The sequence below is a fragment of the Streptomyces sp. NBC_01016 genome, assembly GCF_026341035.1.
Taxonomy (GTDB): Bacteria; Actinomycetota; Actinomycetes; order Streptomycetales; family Streptomycetaceae; genus Streptomyces.
Map to the genome: position 1 here is coordinate 938,892 of NZ_JAPEOQ010000002.1, position 18,508 is coordinate 957,399.

Here is an 18,508-nt window from a genome sequence, read left to right on the forward strand (position 1 = left end):
CGGACGCTGGGCGGGCGTCGCGGTGCGTTCGGGGGCTTCGGGCTCGGTCGCGTCAGTCGATGTGGAACGTCTCGCCGTACACCTTCCACGTCAGCGGAGTCTTCAGGGACAGGTTCCCGTCGTAGAGGAACTGGCGCTGCGCCGTGTCGATGCGGGTGGTGTCGCGGTCGGGGTTCTTGGACTTCATGGCCTTGCGGCGCAGGTCGAGGAAGATGTCGAGGTAGTTCTTCTCGCTGCCGCCCTGCGACGGGGTGTCGGCCTCCTTGAGGGCGGCCTCGCGCAGTCCGTAGAAGCCGTTCGGGCTTGTGCCGGGGCCGTGCAGGACCATCGCGTCGTAGTAGACGAACTGGCCGAGCGTGCCGAGGCCGTCGAGCTTGGCGAGGCGGACCGCGGGGTCGAAGTAGCCGCGGTCGCGCTCCTTCTCCTGGATGTCCCGGAAGGCCTTGTGCGTGGCCTCCTGCTTCCACGCCGCGGTGAAGCCGGGGTCGAGGCCCTTGTGGGAGTCCGTGCCGTCGACCTTGCGCAGGGCGGGGAGGTAGCGGGCGAGGCCGTTGTCCGGGTGGGTCTTGGTGTAGCGCTCGACCAGGGTCAGCAGGTCGTGGGTGCCGGTGCAGAAGCCGATGATGCCGGCCGTGTAGCCCTGGCCGTCGTCGATGTCCTCGATGTAGCCGTACTGGCCACGCCAGTTGAGGGTCGAGTTCTCGGCGCTGGCGACGATCTGCTGGGCCAGGTCCTTCTTCTGCGGGGCGGCGAGGCCGGGAGGCAGGCTCGCGATCACCTTGTCGTCGGCCTTGCGCTCCGCTTCCGACTGGTTGCCGGGGCGGGCCGGGGCGGAGGTGGTGGGGCGTGGGCCCGCGCCGTCCTGCTTGTCGTCCGGTGACAGGAGGTAGACGGCGGCGGTGGCGAGGGGGGCCACGGCGACGAAGGAGAGGAGCAGGCAGCCTGCGCGTTTCATGCGGCACACATTAAGCGAGTGTCTGTGCGACTTGGCGACCGGTGCCCGTTCCTGACCCGGCACGGGTCCTACGCCACGGGGCTCCGCCCCGGCCCCCGCTGCTCAAGCGCCGCAGGGGCTTGATGTGCATCGGCCCCACGTAGGGCCGGTCCGCCTTGGCCCACGCCGCGGGGCTCTGCCCCGGGCCCCGCGCCTCAATCGCCGGCGGGGCTGGTTTTGCCGGACCGGCGTTACGGATTCGGGGCTCCGCCCCGGGCCCCGCTGCTCAAACGCCGCAGGGGCTTGATTTGCCCACCCGCAGGCAATCGCCCGGCTCCCGCCCATCTCCCACCCACCCGCCCCCTCCGGGGGCGTCGGCCCGACGGGGTGCCGGCGCCGTCTTGGGCGATTCGGCGCCGTCCGCGGCTCCCCATCCGTCGCGGTCGACGTCGCCCCGTCTTGGGCAACCTCCGCCAACCGCTGCGGTCGACGCCGCCACGGCCATGGGCAATCCGCCGCAGGCACGGCTCCCCACCCGCTGCGGTCGACCGCACCCGCCTTGGGTAATCCGCCGCAGGCACGGCTCCCCACCCGTTGCGGTCGACCGCACCCGCCTTGGGCAATCTGCCGCCTGGGGCGGCAGGGTGGGCAAGGCGGCGCCCCGGTGCGGCGCAACCAGGACGGGAGGCGCCGGCCACGGCACGGGTTATGCCACGATCCGCGCGCGGCACGCGGACGGTGTGGCCCATGCGTCCCGGAGTGGGCGGGCCTTGCGGAGCCACAGGGACAGGTCCAGCTCCTCCGTGTAGCCCACGGCGCCGTGGAGTTGGAGGGCTGCGCGGGCTGCCGCGTAGGCCGCCTCGCCCGTTGAGAGCTTCGCCGCTGCGATGTCGGACGGGGACATCGTGAGTGCCGCTCCGAACAGCAGCGGGCGTGCGAACTCCAGGCCCACCAGCGCGTCCGCGAGGCGGTGCTTGACCGCCTGGAACGAGCCGACCGGGACGCCGAACTGCTCGCGCTGCCGGACGTAGTCGACCGTACGGCGGAGTAGTTCCAGGCCCACGCCGAGCGCCTGCGCCGCCGTCAGAAGTGACGCCATGTCCGACGCCTCCCGCACCTTCGCGCCACGCGCCACGACCTCGCCCCCTTCGGGCACGAACAGGCGCCGCGCGGGGTCGGCCGACTCCCGCAGCGGTCCGTGCCCGGCGGCCAGCCGTATCGCGTCACCGTCCACCATGAAGACGGCGTCCGCCGCGTCCGCGTCCAGCGCGTAGGGACCGGAGGGCAGGGTGGCCACCACCTCTCCCGCCGCGATCCGCGGCAGCCACTCCTTCGCGGCCTCCGTACCGTTCAGCAACGTCGCCACCGCCGCCGTCTCGACCACAGGACCCGGCACCGCGTGCCGCCCCAACTCCACGTACGACAACGCCAGTTCCACGGGAAGCGGGCCCACCCCCTCGTACGCCTCCGGCACCGCGAGCGCGAACACGCCCGCCTCCGCGAGCCGCCCCCACAGCGCCCGCCCGGGCCCCGCGTCGCCGCCCGCCCACGCGCGGACCACCGACGGGGTGTCCGCCGCCGTGAGCATCCGGTCGAGCGTGCGGCCGAACTCGGCCTGCTCCGCGTCCAGGAGGAACCTCATCAGCGGCGTCCCTTCGGCAGGCCGAGCAGCCGCTCGGCGATGATGTCGCGCTGGATCTCGTTCGTACCGGCGTAGATGGGCCCCGCGAGCGAGAAGGTGTAGCCCTCGGCCCACTCGCCGTCCGCCAACTCTCCGTCGGCGCCGAGAAGTTCGAGCGCCGTCTCGTGCAGCGCGATGTCGTACTCCGACCAGAACACCTTGTTCAGGCTCGACTCCGCCCCTATCTGCTCACCCGCCGCGAACCGCGACGCGTTGCCGTACGTGAACAGCTGGTACGCGCGCGCCCCCACCACCGCGTCCGCCACCCGGTCCCGCACCGCCGGGTCCGCGCCGCGCTCCCGCCACAGCTCGAGCAGCCGGTCCGCGGAGGCGAGGAAGCGGCCGGGGGAGCGGAGCATGAGCCCCCGCTCGTTCCCCGTCGTCGACATCGCGATGCGCCAGCCCTTGCCGACCTCCCCGATCACGTCCTCGTCGGGCACGAACACGTCGTCCAGGAACAGCTCGGCGAAGGCCGGCTTGCCGTCGATGCGGCCGATCGGCCGGACCGTGACACCCGGCGCGCGCAGGTCGAACATCAAGTACGTGAGCCCGTGATGAGGCCTGTCCGCCTCCGGGTCCGTACGGAAGATGCCGAACGCCCGGTCAGCGAACGCCGCACGCGACGACCACGTCTTCTGCCCGCGCAGCAGCCACCCGCCGTCCGTGCGCACCGCCCGCGACCGCAGCGCCGCCAGGTCGGAACCCGCCTCCGGCTCCGACCAGGCCTGCGCCCAGATCACCTCACCGCTCGCCATCGACGGCAGCACGCGCGCCCGCTGCTCGTCCGTGGCGTGGTCGAAGAGCGTGGGCGCGAGGAGGTTGATGCCGTTCTGTGAGACGCGGCCCGGCGCCCCCGCCGCGTAGTACTCCTCCTCGAAGATCAGCCACTTGAAGATGTCGACGCCGCGGCCCCCGAACTCCTCGGGCCACGAGACGACCGACCAGCGGTCCGCGGACATCTCGGCCTCCCACGCGCGGTGCGCGGCGAAGCCCTCGGCCGTTTCCAGGGAGGGCGGCGGCTCGGCCGGAACGTGCTCGGCGAGCCACGCCCGCGCCTCCTCGCGGAACGCGTCCTGATCCGGGGTGAACTCCAGGTTCATCGGGCGCCCGCCTCCTTCATGGCGTGGACGTCCATGCCGCCCAGGGAGTCCGCCGCCGTCTCCGCGTTGTGCGCGTGCGCCAGGTGGTGCAGGCCGAAGACGGAGTCCATGCCCGCGTGCAGGCCCTGGAGATCCTCCGCCTGGTTCACCGCGCGCTTGGTCAGCGCGAGCCCGAGCCGCGGCATCTCACCCACCCGGTCCGCCAAGTCGCGCGTGGCGGCGGCCAGTTCGTCCCGGGGCGCCACCCGGTTGACCATCCCCACCTCGTACGCCCTGCGCGCGCTCATCCGCTCGCCCGTGAACAGGAACTCCTTGGCGATCCGCGGCGGCATCACCCACGGGTGCGCGAAGTACTCGACGCCCGGTATCCCCATCCGGACGACAGGGTCGGCGAAGAACGCGTCCTCGCTCGCCACGATCAGGTCGCACACCCAGGCCAGCATCAACCCGCCCGCCACGCACGCCCCTTGCACCGAGGCGATCACCGGCTTCGGCAGCTCGCGCCAGCGCCTGCACATGCCCAGGTACACCTCCGACTCGCGGGCGAACCGCGACTCGGCGCCCCGCTTGTCGGAGTGGTCCCACCACAGCCCGGCCCGCCGCTCGAACGGCAGATGCGCGTCCCGCTCCGGCGTCCCGATGTCGTGCCCCGCCGAGAAGTGCTCGCCCGCGCCCGCGAGCACGATCACCTTCACGGCCTCGTCCTCGGCGGCCCGGTAGAAGGCGGAGTCCAGGGCGTACGTCATCGCCGAGTTCTGGGCGTTGCGGTACTTCGGGCGGTTCATCGTCACGTGGGCGACCCGGCCCCTGACCTCGTACAGGACGGGAGTGCCGGGACCGGTGTCGGGTCCGGTCTCGGCGGCGTGCGCTGCGGGCATCGGAATCATCCTTCCCTAACAAGTGTTTGGTAGGTTAGCTTATGGGCGTGGACAGCGTCGAGGCCTTCCCTGCCGAAAGAGGTGCGCGTATGAGTTCCGTCGCCCCTGACTACGTGCCCGGGCATCAACTGCTCGACGGGCGCGGCGCCGTCATCACCGCGGCCGCAGGCGCCGGCATCGGCGGCGCCACCGCGCGCCGCTTCCTGGAGGAGGGCGCCCGCGTCGTCATCAGCGACGCGCACGCACGCCGACTGAAGGAGAGCGAAGCGGCCCTCGCCGCCGAGTTCGGCGCCGACCGGGTCTCCGCGCAAGCCTGCGACGTCACCGACGAGGAGCAGGTGCAGGCACTCTTCGCGCACGCCGCGGAGCGGCACGGCAGGCTCGACATAGTCGTCAACAACGCGGGCCTCGGCGGCACTTCGGCGCTCGTCGACATGAGCGACGAGCAGTGGACGAAGGTCCTGGACGTCACCCTGAACGGGACGTTCCGGTGCGTCCGGGCCGCCCTGCGCGCCTTCCGCGACACCGGCCGCGGCGGCGTGATCGTCAACAACGCGTCCGTCATCGGCTGGCGCGCCCAGGCCGGACAGGCGCACTACGCCGCAGCGAAGGCCGGCGTGATGGCCCTGACCAGGACCGCCGCGATAGAGGCCGCCGAGTACGGGGTGCGGGTCAACGCGGTGGCGCCCAGCCTCGCCATGCACCCGCACCTGGCGAAGGTCACCTCGGAGGAACTGCTCGCCGAGCTGACCGAGAAGGAGGCCTTCGGCCGGTACGCACAGCCCTGGGAGGTGGCCAACGTGATGGTCTTCCTCGCCTCCGGCTACTCCTCGTACATGACCGGCGAAACCGTCTCCGTCAGCAGCCAGCGCGCATGAGCCCCACGCCCGAGCGGCGCCAAGAGCTCCTCGCCGCGGCGGCCGGGGTCTTCGCGGCGCAGGGCTACGACGCCACCACCGTGCGCCGGATCGCCGACGCCGCGGGGATGCTCGCGGGCAGCCTCTACTACCACTTCGACTCCAAGGACTCGATCGTCGAGGAGATCCTCCGCGGTTTCCTCGACGAGCTGTGGGGCCGCTACGACACCGTGCTCGCCGCCGGACACGGGCCGCGCGAGACGATGCGGGCCCTGGTCACCGAGTCGTTCCGGGAGATCGACCGGCACGGGCCCGCCGTCGCCATCTACCAGAAGGAGTCGAAGGCGCTCGCGGCCAGGGAGCGGTTCGCGTTCCTCGCCGCGTCGCAGCGCAAGTTCGAGCAGACCTGGCTGACCACCCTCCAAGAAGGCGTGGCGGCCGGGGCGTTCCGCGCCGACCTCGACATCCGCCTCACCTACCGGTTCGTACGCGACACCGTGTGGGTCGCCGCGTCCTGGTACCGGCCGGGCGGCCGGCACAGCCCCGAGGAGATCGCCCGCGAGTACCTCGCGATGGTGCTCGACGGGATAGCCCAACCCCACCACCCTTAGAAGAGACTGGAGTTGATGCGTCATGGCCGAGGCCTACATCGTCGATGCGGTCCGTACGCCCGTCGGGCGGCGCAAGGGCGGGCTCAGCGCCGTCCACCCCGCCGACCTGGGCGCCCATGTCCTGAAGGAGCTCGTCGCGCGCACCGGGGTCGACCCGGCCGCCGTCGAGGACGTCGTCTTCGGCTGCCTCGACACCGTCGGCCCGCAGGCCGGCGACATCGCCCGCACCTGCTGGCTCGCCGCGGGGCTTCCCGAGGAGGTGCCGGGCGTCACGGTCGACCGGCAGTGCGGCTCCTCCCAGCAGGCCATCCACTTCGCGGCGCAGGGCGTGCTTTCCGGGACGCAGGACCTCGTCGTCGCGGGCGGCACGCAGAACATGTCGATGATCCCGATCGCCTTCGCCTCCCGGCAGGCCGCCGAACCGCTCGGCCTCACCGAGGGCCCCTTCCTCGGCAGCGAGGGCTGGCGCGCCCGCTACGGCGACGCGCCCGTCAACCAGTTCCACGGCGCCGAACTCATCGCCGAGAAGTGGGGCATCACGCGGCAGGACCAGGAGGAGTGGGCGCTGCGCTCCCACCAGCGGGCGCTGCGCGCGATCGACGAGGGCCGGTTCGCGAAGGAGTCCGTCGCCTACGGGGACGTCACCGCCGACGAGGGGCCGCGCCGGGACACGACCCTGGAGAAGATGGCGGGCCTGAATCCGGTCGTCGAGGGCGGCACCATCACCGCCGCCTGCTCCTCGCAGGTCTCCGACGGAGCGGCGGCCCTGCTGATCGCCTCCGAACAGGCCGTACGGGAACACGGGCTGACGCCCCGGGCCCGCATCCACCACCTCTCCGTACGCGGCGAGGACCCCATCCGGATGCTGTCCGCGCCCATCCCGGCGACCGCGTACGCGCTGAAGAAGACCGGCCTGACCATGGACGACATCGACCTCGTCGAGATCAACGAGGCGTTCGCTCCGGTCGTCCTCGCCTGGCTCAAGGAGACCGGCACCGACCCCGAGAAGGTCAACGTCAACGGCGGCGCGATCGCCCTCGGCCACCCCCTCGGCGCCACCGGCAGCAAGCTGATGACGACCCTGCTGCACGAACTGGAGCGCACCGGCGGCCGGTTCGGCCTCCAGACGATGTGCGAGGGCGGCGGCCAGGCCAACGTCACGATCATCGAGCGCCTGTGACGAGCCCCCGTCGTACGACGACGAGTGAGCGGCATGGACAACTGGCCGGGAAGGTCGCCCTCGTGACCGGCGCGGCCCGCGGCATGGGGGAGGCCATCACCCGCGAACTCGTGGCGCGCGGGACACGGGTCGTGCTCGGGGACGTCCTCGTGGCCGAAGGAGAGAAGGTCGCCGATGATCTCGGTGACGCCGCGCGGTTCGTGAGACTCGATGTCACCGAAGCGGCTTCCTGGGCGCACGCCGTCGACGTCGCCGTCCGTACGTACGGGCAGCTCGACATCCTCGTCAACAACGCCGCCATCTACACGACGTCCCCCATCGTCGACGAGGATCCGGCCCAGCTGGAGCGGATCCTCAAGGTCGACCTCGTCGGCCCGTTCCTGGGCGTCCAGGCCGTCGTCCCCGCCATGCGGGCGGGGGAGCGGGGCGGCGCGATCGTCAACATCTCCTCGCAGGCCGGCGTCCAGGGCATCTGGGGGCACGGCTCGTACGGCGCCGCGAAGTGGGGGCTGCGCGGGCTGAGCCGCACCGCCGCCCTCGAACTCGGCGGCGACGGCATCCGCGTCAACGCCGTCTTCCCCGGCGCCATCGACACGGCGATGACCGCCCACCTCGGCACCACCGAGCACCCGGCCGCCGCGCTCGGCCGCATCGGCCGGCCCGAGGAGGTCGCCCGGCTCGTCGCCTTCCTCGCCTCCGACGACGCCTCCTACCTCACCGGCGCCGAAGTCTCCGCCGATGGCGGCGCGTCGGCCGGACGGATGCCCCGGTCATGACGATCCGCCCGTGCCGATGGGGTGATGGGCGGGGACCACTTCGCCCGGCGACCCCGATGCCCGGGACAATGGGCCCGTGCCTACGAAGTCAACGAAGCCCGCGAAGCCCGCGAAGAAGAAGTCCCAGTCGACGAACGCCGCGCCCGAGCGGCGCGGCGAGCTCCTGCACACCGCGGCCGAGGTCTTCGCCGAGCAGGGCTACAACGCCACGACGGTCCGCAAGATCGCCGACCACGCGGGCATGCTCGCCGGCAGCCTCTACTACCACTTCGACTCCAAGGAATCGATGCTGGAGGAGATCCTGCGCGGCTTCCTCGACGAGCTGTGGTCCGGCTACGACACCGTGCTCGACGACGCACTCGGGCCGAGGGAGACGCTGGAGGCGCTGGTCACCGAGTCCTTCCGGGAGATCGACCGGCACCGCGCCGCCGTCGCCATCTACCAGCGGGAGTCCCAGCAGCTCGTCGCGCAGGAACGCTTCGCGTTCCTCGCCGAGTCGCAGCGCAGGTTCGAGAAGACCTGGCTGACCACCCTGGAGCGCGGCGTCGCCGACCAGGTCTTCCGCGCCGACCTCGACATCCGCCTCACCTACCGGTTCGTACGCGACACCGTGTGGGTCGCGGCGTCCTGGTACCGGCCCGGCGGGAGGCACAGTCCGGAGGAGATCGCGCGCCAGTATCTGTCGATGGTCCTGGACGGGATCGCGGTCCGGTGACGTCGCATGCTAAGATTCACGACGTTGCAGTTTTGGTACCCATAGACTTTATGTGCGCCTGACGGGAATGTTCCTCAGGCGCATTATTGTTTTCCCGGGAAATTTCCTGGTTTCCGGCGTTCACCTGGGCGTTATTGGAATGGGGACTGCTACCTGTTCTTAAGGAGAACGACATGGCCACCGGTATCGTTAAGTGGTTCAACTCGGAAAAGGGCTTCGGCTTCATCGAGCAGGACGGCGGCGGCGCCGACGTCTTCGCCCACTACTCGAACATCGCCACCTCGGGCTTCCGTGAGCTCCAGGAGGGCCAGAAGGTGACGTTCGACGTCACGCAGGGCCAGAAGGGCCCGCAGGCGGAGAACATCCTCCCCGCCTGATCTCGCTCGTAGATCACTCGACACCGCCGGGCTGACCGGCGGGTGTCGGATCGAGCATCACCGGGCCGGGGCCCGCACCGCTATGGTGCGGGCCCCGGTTCCTGCTGTCCCGTCCCGGAAGGCATCGCCGCATGGCCAGTTCTGCCCGCCCGTCCCGCCGCCCCCGTCCCGCAGCCGGGCAGCGCCGCGCCCCCGAGCAGCGCCGCAGGCAACAGTCCGCGCCGCCGAGCGAATTCACCATGCCGGAGAACACCACTCCCGCGCTGCCCGCGGTGGACAGCTTCGCCGAGCTCGACATGCCGGCCGCCCTTCTGAAGACGCTGGGTGAGCAGGGCGTCACGGAGCCGTTCCCCATCCAGGCCGCGACGCTCCCGAACTCGCTCGCCGGACGGGACCTCCTCGGCCGCGGCCGCACCGGCTCCGGCAAGACCCTCGCCTTCGGCCTCCCGCTGCTCACCCACACGACCGGCGCCAAGGCCGAGCCGAAGTCCCCTCTCGCGCTCGTCCTCGTCCCCACCCGTGAGCTCGCCCAGCAGGTCACCGACGCCCTCACCCCGTACGCCACCGCGCTGAAGCTGCGCCTCGCGACCGTCGTCGGCGGCATGTCGATCTCCCGCCAGGCCGGCGCGCTGCGCCGCGGCGCCGAGGTCGTCGTCGCCACCCCCGGGCGCCTCAAGGACCTCATCGAGCGCGGCGACTGCGTGCTCGGCTCGGTGCGCACGACGGTGCTCGACGAGGCCGACCAGATGGCCGACATGGGCTTCATGCCGCAGGTCACCGCGCTCCTGAAGCAGGTCGAGCGGGGCGGCCAGACGATGCTGTTCTCCGCGACGCTCGACAAGAACGTGGACCGGCTCGTCAAGCAGTTCCTCAGCGACCCCGTCGTGCACTCCGTCGACCCGTCCGCGGGCGCGGTGACGACGATGGAGCACCACGTCCTGCACCTCGCCGACGAGACCGACAAGAAGGCCGTCACCGCGCGCATCGCCGCCCGCGAAGGCCGCGTCATCCTCTTCGTCGACACCAAGCGCTCCGCCGACCGGCTCGCCAAGCGGCTTCTCGCCGCCGGCGTGTACGCGGCTCCGCTGCACGGCGGCCGCAGCCAGCCGCAGCGCAACCGCACCCTGGAGCAGTTCAAGGACGGCCGGGTCACCGCGCTCGTCGCCACGAACGTCGCGGCGCGCGGCATCCACGTCGACGACCTCGGCCTCGTCGTCAACGTCGACCCGCCCACCGAGCACAAGGACTACCTGCACCGCGGCGGCCGCACCGCCCGCGCCGGCGAGTCCGGCAGCGTCGTCACCCTGGTCCTGCCCGAGCAGAAGCGCGATGTGCAGCGCCTGATGCGGGACGCCAAGATCCAGCCGCGTACGACGCAGGTCCGCTCCACGGACGAGGCACTGACGGAGATCACCGGCGCGCGCGAGCCGTCCGGTGTCGCCGTGGCCATCGCCGTGCCGGAGCCGGCCGCTCCCGCCGCCGCGGCCAAGCCGCGCCGCTCCCGCCGCTCCCGCGGCGGGAGCGGCAATGGCGGCGGCAACGGCCGCGCCGCGGGCACCGGTGCGGGTCGCGCCGCGGGCGCCGAGGGCCAGCGCACGAACTCGGGTGGCGCGGCCGGTGGCCGCCGCCGCTCCGGATCCGCCAACGGCGGCGCGGCCTCGTCCGGCTCCGGCGGCAACCGCCGAGGCCGCGGCCCCCGCGGCCCGCGCCAGCAGGCGGCGTAACCACATCAAGCGCCTCCGGCGTTTGAGGAGCGGGGCCCGACAATCCAAGCTCCGTGGTCTTCGTCCCGCGCGGGAGCAGCAGTCCGGCGGGGATCGGCATTTTTAGCCCCGCCGGCGATTGAGGCGCGGGGTCCGGGGCAGAGCCCCGCGGCCTCCGCCCCGCAGCGGCGCAACACGTCACTCCACCAGCCGCGCCCGCAGCATCCCCACCGCGCGGCGATCCACGCCAAGCCCCTCGGTAACGTACCGACGCATCCCGCCGAAGGCGTACCGCACCTGCTCACGCGCCGCGTCCAGATACTCCATGCGCACCTCCTGGACGGGGATCAACAGGTCGGGGTCCCGCATCAGCCCCGCCTGCCGCAGCCCCTCCCGCACCTCGGCGTCATGCGCGGAGCGAAACGCGTTCGACGCCAAGTAGTCGCGCTCCACGGCCCGTTGGTCCACGCCGAGCAGGCTCAGCAGCACGTACGTCATCCAGCCCGTGCGGTCCTTCCCTGACGTGCAGTGGTACAGCAGCGCGCCACGACCGCCGTACGCCGCGTCCCGGAGCGTCTCCCCGAACCGCGCACGGTTGGCCGCGTCGTTCACGAACATCCGGTACGTGGCGCGCATCGCCGCGGCAGCCTTGCCGTTCCCGAGCAACTCCTGCTGCACCGCCGGGTCTTTCGAACCGATCGCGGCCATCAGCTGCTCGTACTGGCCGCCGTCGGATACGGACCGCGCGGTCACCGTAAGGCCTGCTGGCAGCCGGTCGGCGCCGTCCGTGCGCACCTCGAACGGCACCCGGAAGTCGACCACTTCGGCGAGCCGCAGGCCGTCGACCCGCGCCACGTCCGCGTCGGTGAGATCGCTCAGCGCGTCGGCCCGGTAGACGAGCCCGTACCGGACCCGGCCGCGGCCTCGCGCCCGGTAGCCGCCGATGTCCCGGACGTTCACCGCGCCCTTGAGGGGGATCTGCCGGATGCCACCGGTGGCCGGACGGCCCTGCGTCGCCGCGGCGACCGGGGCCGCGGCGAGCGCCGTGACCGTGCCGAGCGCGGCGCCGAGCGCCCGGCGCCGCGAGAGCGCCGCCGCTGCGTACGTGTTCCCTGTTCCGTGCGCGTGCCCTGTTCTGTACGTGCGCGGCATACATGAACTCCCTTGCGGAGGCGGGCCGTTGTCGTGCCCGGTCAGGGTGGGGTGGGGAGGGACTCCAGCGTCTTACGGGCCTCGGTCATCACGCGGTCGACCAGCTCCGCGCAGCTGGGCAGGTCCTCTATGAGGCCCGCGACCTGGCCCGAGGCCATGACGCCCAGGTCGGTGCGGCCCTCGACCATGGAGGCCTTCAGGAGCATCGGGGTGTTCGCGGCCAGCAGCACCTGGCTCCACGTGAGGTCCTTGCCGTGCTTCATGGCGAGGCCGTCCCGCACCATCTGCGGCCAGCTCAGGCCCGAGAGCTTCTTGAAGCCCGTGGCACGACGCACGGCGTGCAGCAACGCGCGCGTACGCCCCGCGTTCTCCAGGGAGTCGACCAGTTCCGAGCGCAGCATGCGGTGCGGAAGGCCGTCCACCGCCGTCGTCACCGTGACGTCCTTGACGCTCGCCGCCAGATACTTCGCCTTCACCGCGTCCGGCACCGTCGAGTCCGACGTCAGCAGGAAACGCGTCCCCATGGCGACCCCGGCCGCCCCGTAGGCGAGCGCGGCGACCAGGCCCCGGCCGTCGCGGAAGCCGCCCGCCCCGACCACCGGGATGTCGACGGCGTCCACCACCTGCGGCAGCAGCACCGACGTCGCCACCTCGCCGGTGTGCCCGCCGCCCTCGCCGCCCTGCACGATCACCGCGTCCGCGCCCCACGCCGCGACCTTCTCGGCGTGCCGGCGCGCCCCGATCGAGGGGATCACGACGGCGCCCGCGTCCTTCAGTTCGGCGATCAGCTCGCGCGAGGGGGCCAGCGCGAACGAGGCGACCTTCACGCCCTCGTCGACGATCACCTTGACCCGCTCGCGCGCGTCCCCCGCGTCGGCCCGCAGGTTCACCCCGAAGGGCTGGTCCGTGCGCGACTTCACCTCGCGTACGGCGGAGCGCAGCTGGTCGAGCGTCATGGTGGCGGACGCGAGGATGCCGAGCGCCCCCGCGTTCGCCGCCGCCGACACCAGGCGAGGCCCCGCGACCCATCCCATGCCGGTCTGCACGATGGGGTGGCGCACGCCGGTGAGCCGGGTCAGGGGCGTCGGGATCGTGAACGCGGCGGAGGCCGGGGCCGGTTCGGAAGGCGGCGTGGGTGGCGTCATACCGGCTTGACCTCCCGGTCCCGCGTCGCCTTCGGGTCGATGACCTCCCGGATCAGCCGCAGCTCCGCGGCCGTGGGCTCCCGCGTGCGCGGCACCTCGCCGCCCTCCGGGAGCACCAGTGCGAACCCCGTCGCCTCCTGGACCTCCTCCACCGTGACGCCCGGATGCACGGAGACCAGCCGCATCGCGTGGTCCTCGGTGTCGAAGTCCAGGACGGCCAGATTCGTGACGACACGGGGGATGCGGTGGAACCGCGTCGCCGAAGGGCCCGCCGCGGCCGCGCTGTCATAGCCCACCCCGCTGATCATGTCGACCTTCTCGACGAAGACCCGGCGGCTGTGCTTGGGGACCCAGTAACTCACCGGATTGTTCAGCGTGTTGACCGGGGCGCCGCGCACCCCGAGGAGCTGCCGGTCGGGCCGCTCCCAGTCGCCGATGCACGAGATGTTCTGGTTGCCGAACCGGTCGATCTGGCTCGCGCCCATCATCACGTGCCGCTTCCCGCCGGTGACCATCGTCAGATGCTGCCGGTACGGGAGCCAGCCCTCCGCCGCGCCGTCGAGCCCGACCACCATCGCCTCGCCGTCGGTCAGCAGCAGGCCGGGGGAGAAGGTGCGCTTGGCCAGGCGCGCCCCCACGGACGGGATCAGTCCCATCGGGCTCGCCAGCACCTCCCCGTTGTCCCGCCAGGCCTCGGCGCACGCGATCACGCAGTACTCGGCGCGGGACACATCCGTAGCGGTGACACTGCTGGTGACGCTCACTTCTGCTCCTCGTGCCAGGCCTGGACGGCGGACTGGTACTGCTTCTCGTCACCGCCGGGCGGCAGGAACCGCTCGGCGAACTCGGGCCAGGGCGTGCTCGCGTACAGCTTCTGGAACGCCTCGTCGCGGCCGTAATCGGGCACGCAGGACGTGAAGTGCGCCCCGTTCGGCGTCTCCACGACACCCGTCACGGAATGCCGCTTGACCAGCAGCGTCTGCGGCACGGTGTCCGCCCCGAAGCCGTCGACCAACTGCTCGCACGACACGTACGCGCTGTCCGCCGCCTCGCAGAACAGATCGTCGAAGTACGGGTCAGGGCCCAGGTACTGGCCGTTGCCCGCGCGGTCCGCCCGGTTCACGTGCACCAGAGCAGCGTCGAGGCGCAGCGCCGGCATCGCCACGAACGTCTCCCCGTCCTCGTACGGCGAAGTCACCGTCCGCAGGCCCGGGTTGACCCGCATGACGTCCGAGCCGATCCCGGCCCGCACGGGCAGGAACGGCATCCGGTTCGCCGCCGCGTGCAGCCCCCACATGAACATCGCCTCGTCGATCTCCATCAGCTCGAACGCGCCGTTTTGGCGCGCCGCCCTGAAGTTCGGCTCGAGCGGGATGGAGTCGAGCGTCGCGAACGCCGCGACCAGCTTGCGGATCTTCCCGGCGGCCGCGAGCAGCCCGACGTCCGGGCCCCCGTACGAGACGACGGTCAGGTCCGTGACATCGCTGCGCAGCAACGCCCGCACCAGCGCCATGGGTTTGCGGCGCGAGCCCCAGCCGCCGATGCCGATCGTCATGCCACTGCGCAGCCGCCCGACCACCTCGTCGGGCGTCATGCTCTTGTCCGGTGTGGTCATCGCTCGGTCTCCTGTCCGAAGGTGTCGCGGACCCGGTCGGCGACCCCGCTCAGGTTCGCCTCGAAGGTGAAGCCCTGCTCGAAGCGGTAGCTGCGGTGCACGTCGACCGGGTCGATCCCGTTGAGCGCGGACTTGGCGAGGCGGAGCAGATAGCCGTCCTTGCGGGCGATGTCGCGGGCCAGCTCCAGGGCCGCCTCGCGCAGCTGCCCCCTCGGCACGACCTGCCACACCGACCCGTGCGCCTGCAGTTCGGCGGCCGTGGCCGTACGGGATGTATAGAACAGTGCGCGCATCAGGTGCTGCGGGACGAGGCGGGACAGGTGCGTGGCCGCGCCGAGCGCGCCACGGTCCAGCTCGGGCAGGCCGAACGTCGCGTCGTCGCTCGCCACGATCGCGTCCGCGTTCCCCACGAGTCCGATGCCGCCGCCCAGGCAGAACCCGGCGACCGCCGCGATCACCGGGACCTCGCACTGGTACACCGCCGAAAACGCCTCGTAGCAGCCGCGGTTGGCGCCGAGAAGCGCGCTGTGGCCGCCGCCCGCCGCAGCCGTCTCGCGCTGCATCTCCTTGATGTCCACCCCCGCGTTGAACCCACGGGAGGTCTCGGCCGCGGTCAGCACGACGCAGCGCACATCGGGATCGCGGCCCGCGGCGCGCACGGCGTCCGCCAGGTCGTACCAGCCCTGCACCGGCAGCGCGTTGACGGGCGGGAAGTCGACCGTGACGACGGCGATGCCCTTTTCGGGTGAGGAGGTGGAGACACCCATGGCGTTCAGCTACCTTTCCACCTAACGTTTGTTTGGTACGTCGATGACGGTAGCAGGCGGCGAGGGGGAGCGGAATGGGGCGGGCAGCGGTCGGCGCAAGTGGACCCGAAAGGGTCGGGAAGGGGTCCGGGATGGATCTGAGCGGTCGGGTCGTCGTCGTCACCGGCGGCACGAGAGGAGTGGGCGCCGGGATCGCCGGGGCCTTCGCGCGGGCCGGGGCGCGAGTGATCATCTGCGCCCGCAGACCGCCCGAAGAGCCGCTGGACGGCTGCGAGTTCATACCGGTCGACCTGCGGGACGCGGCGGCCGTGGAGGAGCTGTTCGCGGGCCTAGACCGGGTGGACGTGCTGGTGAACAACGCGGGGGGCACGCCGTACCGCCCGCTCGCCGAGGCGGACGCGGTCCGGCACGCGCGCGTGCTCGAGCTGAATCTGACGGCGGCGCTGACCGCGTCCCTGGCCGCCCGCGAGAAGCTCGACGCCGCGCGCGGCTCGATCGTGATGATCGGCAGCGTCAGCGGCAGTCGCCCCTCGCCGGGCAGCGCGGCGTACGGGGCGGCGAAGGCGGGCCTGGAGCACCTCGCGCGGTCCATGGCCGTGGAGTGGGCGCCCCGAATACGGGTGAACACCCTGGTGCTCGGCATGGTCCGTACCGAACTGAGCGAACTGCACTACGGCGATGAGGCGGGCATCGCCGCGGTGGGCGCGACCGTGCCCATGGGGCGCCTGGCCGAGCCGCGCGAGGTCGGCGACGCCGCCGTGTTCCTGGCGTCGGACGCCGCCTCGTACATCACCGGGGCGAGCCTGCTGATGCACGGCGGCGGCGAGCTCCCCGCGTTCCTGGACGCGGCAACTGCCAACAAGGAGGCGTGAGATGACGGATGCGAAGCCGGTCGGCGAAGACGGTGGAGCCGGTGGCGGAGGCCTGTGCGCGGGGCGGGTGGTCGCCGTCACGGGAGCGGGCCGCGGACTCGGACGCGCGCACGCCCTCGCGTACGCGGCCGAGGGCGCGAAGGTCGTCGTGAACGACCTGGGGGTGGGCCTGGACGGCGCCCCCGCCCCGGACAGCCCGGCGGCCCAAGTCGTCCAGGAGATACGGGCATCCGGCGGCGAGGCCGTGGCGCACGGCGGGGACATAGCGACCTCCGAAGGTGCCGCCTCGCTCGTCGCGGCGGCCGTCGACACCTTCGGGCGCCTCGACACACTGGTGAACAACGCCGGGTTCCTGCGCGACCGGATGCTTGTCAACCTCGACGAGGACGACTGGGACGCCGTGATGCGGGTCCACCTCAAGGGTCACTTCCTGCCGCTCAAGCACGCCGCCGCGTACTGGCGGGCGGAGTCGAAGGCCGGACGCACACCGGCGGCCCGGGTCGTCAACACGTCCTCCGGAGCGGGCTTGTTGGGGTCCGTCGGGCAGGGCAACTACAGCGCGGCGAAGGCCGGGATCCTCGGCCTGACCCTGGTCGCGGCCGCCGAGATGGGGCGCTACGGCGTGCAGGTCAACGCGATAGCACCGGCCGCCCGCACCCGGATGACCGAGGCGACGTTCGCCGAGACCATGGCGGCACCCGGGTCCGGAGCCTTCGACGCGATGGCGCCGGAGAACGTGTCGCCGCTGGTCGTATGGCTCGGCTCGGGGGCCGCGGCGGACGGCGTGACCGGGCGGGTCTTCGAGGTGGAGGCGGGCCGGATCACCGTGATGGAGGGCTGGCGGCCGGGCCCGACCGTCGACAAGGAGGAGCGGTGGACGCCGGTGGGCGCGGGGGACGTGGCCCGTGAGCTGCTGGCGCGCGCGGCCGTGCCGGGGGGTGTGTACGGGGCGTCGTGACGCTCGCGAGGCGGTTCGGCGGTTCGGCGGGGGAGTTCGGCCACGCACTCTCCCGCCGCAGCGCCGTAGCCGCCTTCTGGAGGCGCGTCTTCAAGAGGCGCGCGGTGCGCCTACGTGTCGCACTCCCACACCGTCCGGCACAGCGCGCACCGCGCCCGCACCCGGCCCCGCACCGGCACCCGGATCCGCTGATGACACGTCGGGCACGCGAACGCCACCCGCAGCCCACCACCCCGCCGCGACGCCCCGTCGCCGTCGGCCGCGGCCGAGAACGTGTAGGGGCTCGCCGGGTCGAGCCCGCGCGGCCCATGGTCCTGCGCGTACCGGCGGTCCTTCGCATAACGCCGCCGCCCCGCCCACCCCGCCGCGGTCATCGGCGGCTGCCGCTCGTCCCGCCGCGCCTGCTCAAGACCCCGCTCGTACGCCGAGTACGCCTGCGGACTCGTGAACCACGTCTCCGGCCCCTCACCGAAGACGAGGGACCGCTTCGCGAGCACGTACCCGAACTCCTCGGGCGTCAGATAGCCCAGCTTCTGCGAGGACGCCGCATCCTCCCGGAAGGCGTCCAGCAACAGCCAGCCCGCACCCAGATACGTGGCCGCCGTATCGGTCAGGATCTCGTTGTCCCGCGTCCCCGGCAGCGACAGGTCAAGACGGTGCAGATACACATGCATGATCTCGTGGGCGAGCGCCGCGCCGATGTCCCGGCGATGCGTACGGAACCGGTCGTTCAACTCGATGAAGTACTCGGGGCCCGCCGCCAGTTCCACGCTCGCCGCATGCCGCATCTCCCGGAAACTCACGATCATCCGCGCGTCCGGGAGCCGATAGTGCCGCACCAGCTCACGCGCCACCCGCTGCACACCCAGATACAGATCGTCGACGTCACTGAACGCCACATCGACCGGGGCGACACTCGACGAGAACGTGTGCACCGAGTCGTAGGAGAGCCGCTTGTAGAGCGCGGTGATCGCCGACCGCACCGTCTCCAGATGTGGATAGCCGTGCACCACCGGTCCGCCGTCCGCCACGCGCGCACCCCCTGGGTCCGCCGGGCCGGTACCCGGCGCCTCCAGAGTACGGCCATTAATCCAAGACCTGCCGCCCCTTTGTCCATGGGCTCTCCCGCCCCGCCCGGCGCATCGTGATCGACACGCCAAGCCGCCGTGAGAAGGAGTGCGCCGTGC

19 protein-coding genes are annotated in these 18,508 nt (G+C 72.0%); 9 read left to right on the forward strand and 10 right to left on the reverse strand.

The annotated features are described in order from the left end of the window. Positions 1-52: 52 nt before the first annotated feature. From OG746_RS30950 to OG746_RS30965, 4 genes are all read right to left on the reverse strand, one after another. Positions 53-955 carry a chitosanase gene (locus OG746_RS30950; protein WP_266720687.1) on the reverse strand — a complete coding sequence of 301 codons (903 nt, stop codon included), beginning with the start codon at positions 953-955 and terminating at the stop codon, positions 53-55. A 685-nt stretch (positions 956-1,640) separates the two neighbouring features. Continuing rightward, positions 1,641-2,576: an acyl-CoA dehydrogenase family protein gene (locus OG746_RS30955; protein ID WP_266720689.1), complete on the reverse strand. Its 936-nt coding sequence runs from the start codon at positions 2,574-2,576 to the stop codon at positions 1,641-1,643. Continuing rightward, on the reverse strand, positions 2,576-3,715 hold the full coding sequence (locus tag OG746_RS30960) for an acyl-CoA dehydrogenase family protein (protein WP_266720691.1): 1,140 nt from the start codon (positions 3,713-3,715) through the stop codon (positions 2,576-2,578). The genes OG746_RS30955 and OG746_RS30960 overlap by 1 nt, the downstream gene beginning before the upstream one ends. Further along, entirely contained in the window at positions 3,712-4,593 is an 882-nt protein-coding gene (locus OG746_RS30965; RefSeq protein WP_266720693.1) for an enoyl-CoA hydratase, read from the reverse strand. Before OG746_RS30965 ends, OG746_RS30960 begins: the two co-directional genes overlap by 4 nt. An 89-nt stretch (positions 4,594-4,682) precedes the next feature. On the opposite strand from OG746_RS30965, the gene OG746_RS30970 reads away from it, so the two are divergent. From OG746_RS30970 to OG746_RS31000, 7 genes are all read left to right on the forward strand, one after another. Continuing rightward, on the forward strand, positions 4,683-5,471 hold the full coding sequence (locus OG746_RS30970) for an SDR family oxidoreductase (protein ID WP_266720695.1): 789 nt from the start codon (positions 4,683-4,685) through the stop codon (positions 5,469-5,471). Then, positions 5,468-6,061, forward strand: coding sequence for a TetR/AcrR family transcriptional regulator (locus OG746_RS30975; RefSeq protein ID WP_266720697.1), 594 nt, complete (start codon positions 5,468-5,470; stop codon positions 6,059-6,061). Before OG746_RS30970 ends, OG746_RS30975 begins: the two co-directional genes overlap by 4 nt. Positions 6,062-6,083: 22 nt before the next feature. Then, positions 6,084-7,241, forward strand: a complete 1,158-nt coding sequence (locus OG746_RS30980; RefSeq protein ID WP_266720699.1) for an acetyl-CoA C-acetyltransferase — start codon at positions 6,084-6,086, stop codon at positions 7,239-7,241. Further along, on the forward strand, positions 7,238-8,017 hold the full coding sequence (locus OG746_RS30985; RefSeq protein ID WP_266720701.1) for an SDR family NAD(P)-dependent oxidoreductase: 780 nt from the start codon (positions 7,238-7,240) through the stop codon (positions 8,015-8,017). The genes OG746_RS30980 and OG746_RS30985 overlap by 4 nt, the downstream gene beginning before the upstream one ends. 76 nt (positions 8,018-8,093) lie before the next feature. Then, positions 8,094-8,732 (forward strand): TetR/AcrR family transcriptional regulator, encoded by a 639-nt coding sequence (locus OG746_RS30990; RefSeq protein WP_323179704.1) that lies wholly within the window; start codon positions 8,094-8,096, stop codon positions 8,730-8,732. Between the two features lie 173 nt (positions 8,733-8,905). Next, positions 8,906-9,109, forward strand: a complete 204-nt coding sequence (locus tag OG746_RS30995) for a cold-shock protein (RefSeq protein WP_266720703.1) — start codon at positions 8,906-8,908, stop codon at positions 9,107-9,109. 131 nt (positions 9,110-9,240) lie between these two features. Further along, positions 9,241-10,833, forward strand: a complete 1,593-nt coding sequence (locus OG746_RS31000; protein WP_266720705.1) for a DEAD/DEAH box helicase — start codon at positions 9,241-9,243, stop codon at positions 10,831-10,833. A gap of 177 nt (positions 10,834-11,010) precedes the next feature. On the opposite strand, the gene OG746_RS31005 is transcribed toward OG746_RS31000, so the two are convergent. Genes OG746_RS31005 through OG746_RS31025 form a run of 5 tightly spaced genes read right to left on the reverse strand, consistent with a single transcriptional unit; the run spans position 11,011 to position 15,491 of the window. Continuing rightward, positions 11,011-11,964: a tyrosine-protein phosphatase gene (locus tag OG746_RS31005; RefSeq protein WP_266720707.1), complete on the reverse strand. Its 954-nt coding sequence runs from the start codon at positions 11,962-11,964 to the stop codon at positions 11,011-11,013. Between the two features lie 41 nt (positions 11,965-12,005). Next, on the reverse strand, positions 12,006-13,055 hold the full coding sequence (locus OG746_RS31010) for an NAD(P)H-dependent flavin oxidoreductase (protein WP_266725546.1): 1,050 nt from the start codon (positions 13,053-13,055) through the stop codon (positions 12,006-12,008). A gap of 50 nt (positions 13,056-13,105) precedes the next feature. Continuing rightward, the gene (locus OG746_RS31015) at positions 13,106-13,873 is read right to left on the reverse strand and encodes a CoA-transferase subunit beta (RefSeq protein ID WP_266720708.1); all 768 of its coding nucleotides are present in this window, start codon (positions 13,871-13,873) and stop codon (positions 13,106-13,108) included. Then, entirely contained in the window at positions 13,870-14,724 is an 855-nt protein-coding gene (locus OG746_RS31020; RefSeq protein ID WP_266720709.1) for a CoA transferase subunit A, read from the reverse strand. The genes OG746_RS31015 and OG746_RS31020 overlap by 4 nt, the downstream gene beginning before the upstream one ends. Continuing rightward, on the reverse strand, positions 14,721-15,491 hold the full coding sequence (locus OG746_RS31025) for an enoyl-CoA hydratase family protein (RefSeq protein WP_266720711.1): 771 nt from the start codon (positions 15,489-15,491) through the stop codon (positions 14,721-14,723). Before OG746_RS31025 ends, OG746_RS31020 begins: the two co-directional genes overlap by 4 nt. Before the next feature lie 131 nt (positions 15,492-15,622). Between OG746_RS31025 and OG746_RS31030 the strand changes: the two genes are divergently transcribed. Further along, entirely contained in the window at positions 15,623-16,363 is a 741-nt protein-coding gene (locus tag OG746_RS31030; protein WP_266720712.1) for an SDR family oxidoreductase, read from the forward strand. Between the two features lies 1 nt (position 16,364). Further along, positions 16,365-17,321, forward strand: a complete 957-nt coding sequence (locus OG746_RS31035) for an SDR family oxidoreductase (RefSeq protein WP_266720714.1) — start codon at positions 16,365-16,367, stop codon at positions 17,319-17,321. 110 nt (positions 17,322-17,431) lie between these two features. Here the strand turns inward: OG746_RS31035 and OG746_RS31040 are convergent, their stop codons facing one another. Then, the gene (locus OG746_RS31040) at positions 17,432-18,352 is read right to left on the reverse strand and encodes a zinc ribbon domain-containing protein (protein ID WP_266720716.1); all 921 of its coding nucleotides are present in this window, start codon (positions 18,350-18,352) and stop codon (positions 17,432-17,434) included. Positions 18,353-18,508 lie beyond the last annotated feature (156 nt).

Excerpts from the sequence above, each read along its gene's own strand:
- OG746_RS30950 (WP_266720687.1), bottom strand. The coding sequence starts at position 955 with ATGAAACGCGCAGGCTGCCTGCTCCTCTCCTTCGTCGCCGTGGCCCCC.
- OG746_RS30955 (WP_266720689.1), bottom strand. The coding sequence starts at position 2,576 with ATGAGGTTCCTCCTGGACGCGGAGCAGGCCGAGTTCGGCCGCACGCTC.
- OG746_RS30960 (WP_266720691.1), bottom strand. The coding sequence starts at position 3,715 with ATGAACCTGGAGTTCACCCCGGATCAGGACGCGTTCCGCGAGGAGGCG.
- OG746_RS30965 (WP_266720693.1), bottom strand. The coding sequence starts at position 4,593 with ATGCCCGCAGCGCACGCCGCCGAGACCGGACCCGACACCGGTCCCGGC.
- OG746_RS30970 (WP_266720695.1), top strand. The coding sequence starts at position 4,683 with ATGAGTTCCGTCGCCCCTGACTACGTGCCCGGGCATCAACTGCTCGAC.
- OG746_RS30975 (WP_266720697.1), top strand. The coding sequence starts at position 5,468 with ATGAGCCCCACGCCCGAGCGGCGCCAAGAGCTCCTCGCCGCGGCGGCC.
- OG746_RS30980 (WP_266720699.1), top strand. The coding sequence starts at position 6,084 with ATGGCCGAGGCCTACATCGTCGATGCGGTCCGTACGCCCGTCGGGCGG.
- OG746_RS30995 (WP_266720703.1), top strand. The coding sequence starts at position 8,906 with ATGGCCACCGGTATCGTTAAGTGGTTCAACTCGGAAAAGGGCTTCGGC.
- OG746_RS31000 (WP_266720705.1), top strand. The coding sequence starts at position 9,241 with ATGGCCAGTTCTGCCCGCCCGTCCCGCCGCCCCCGTCCCGCAGCCGGG.
- OG746_RS31005 (WP_266720707.1), bottom strand. The coding sequence starts at position 11,964 with ATGCCGCGCACGTACAGAACAGGGCACGCGCACGGAACAGGGAACACG.
- OG746_RS31020 (WP_266720709.1), bottom strand. The coding sequence starts at position 14,724 with ATGACCACACCGGACAAGAGCATGACGCCCGACGAGGTGGTCGGGCGG.
- OG746_RS31025 (WP_266720711.1), bottom strand. The coding sequence starts at position 15,491 with ATGGGTGTCTCCACCTCCTCACCCGAAAAGGGCATCGCCGTCGTCACG.
- OG746_RS31030 (WP_266720712.1), top strand. The coding sequence starts at position 15,623 with ATGGATCTGAGCGGTCGGGTCGTCGTCGTCACCGGCGGCACGAGAGGA.
- OG746_RS31035 (WP_266720714.1), top strand. The coding sequence starts at position 16,365 with ATGACGGATGCGAAGCCGGTCGGCGAAGACGGTGGAGCCGGTGGCGGA.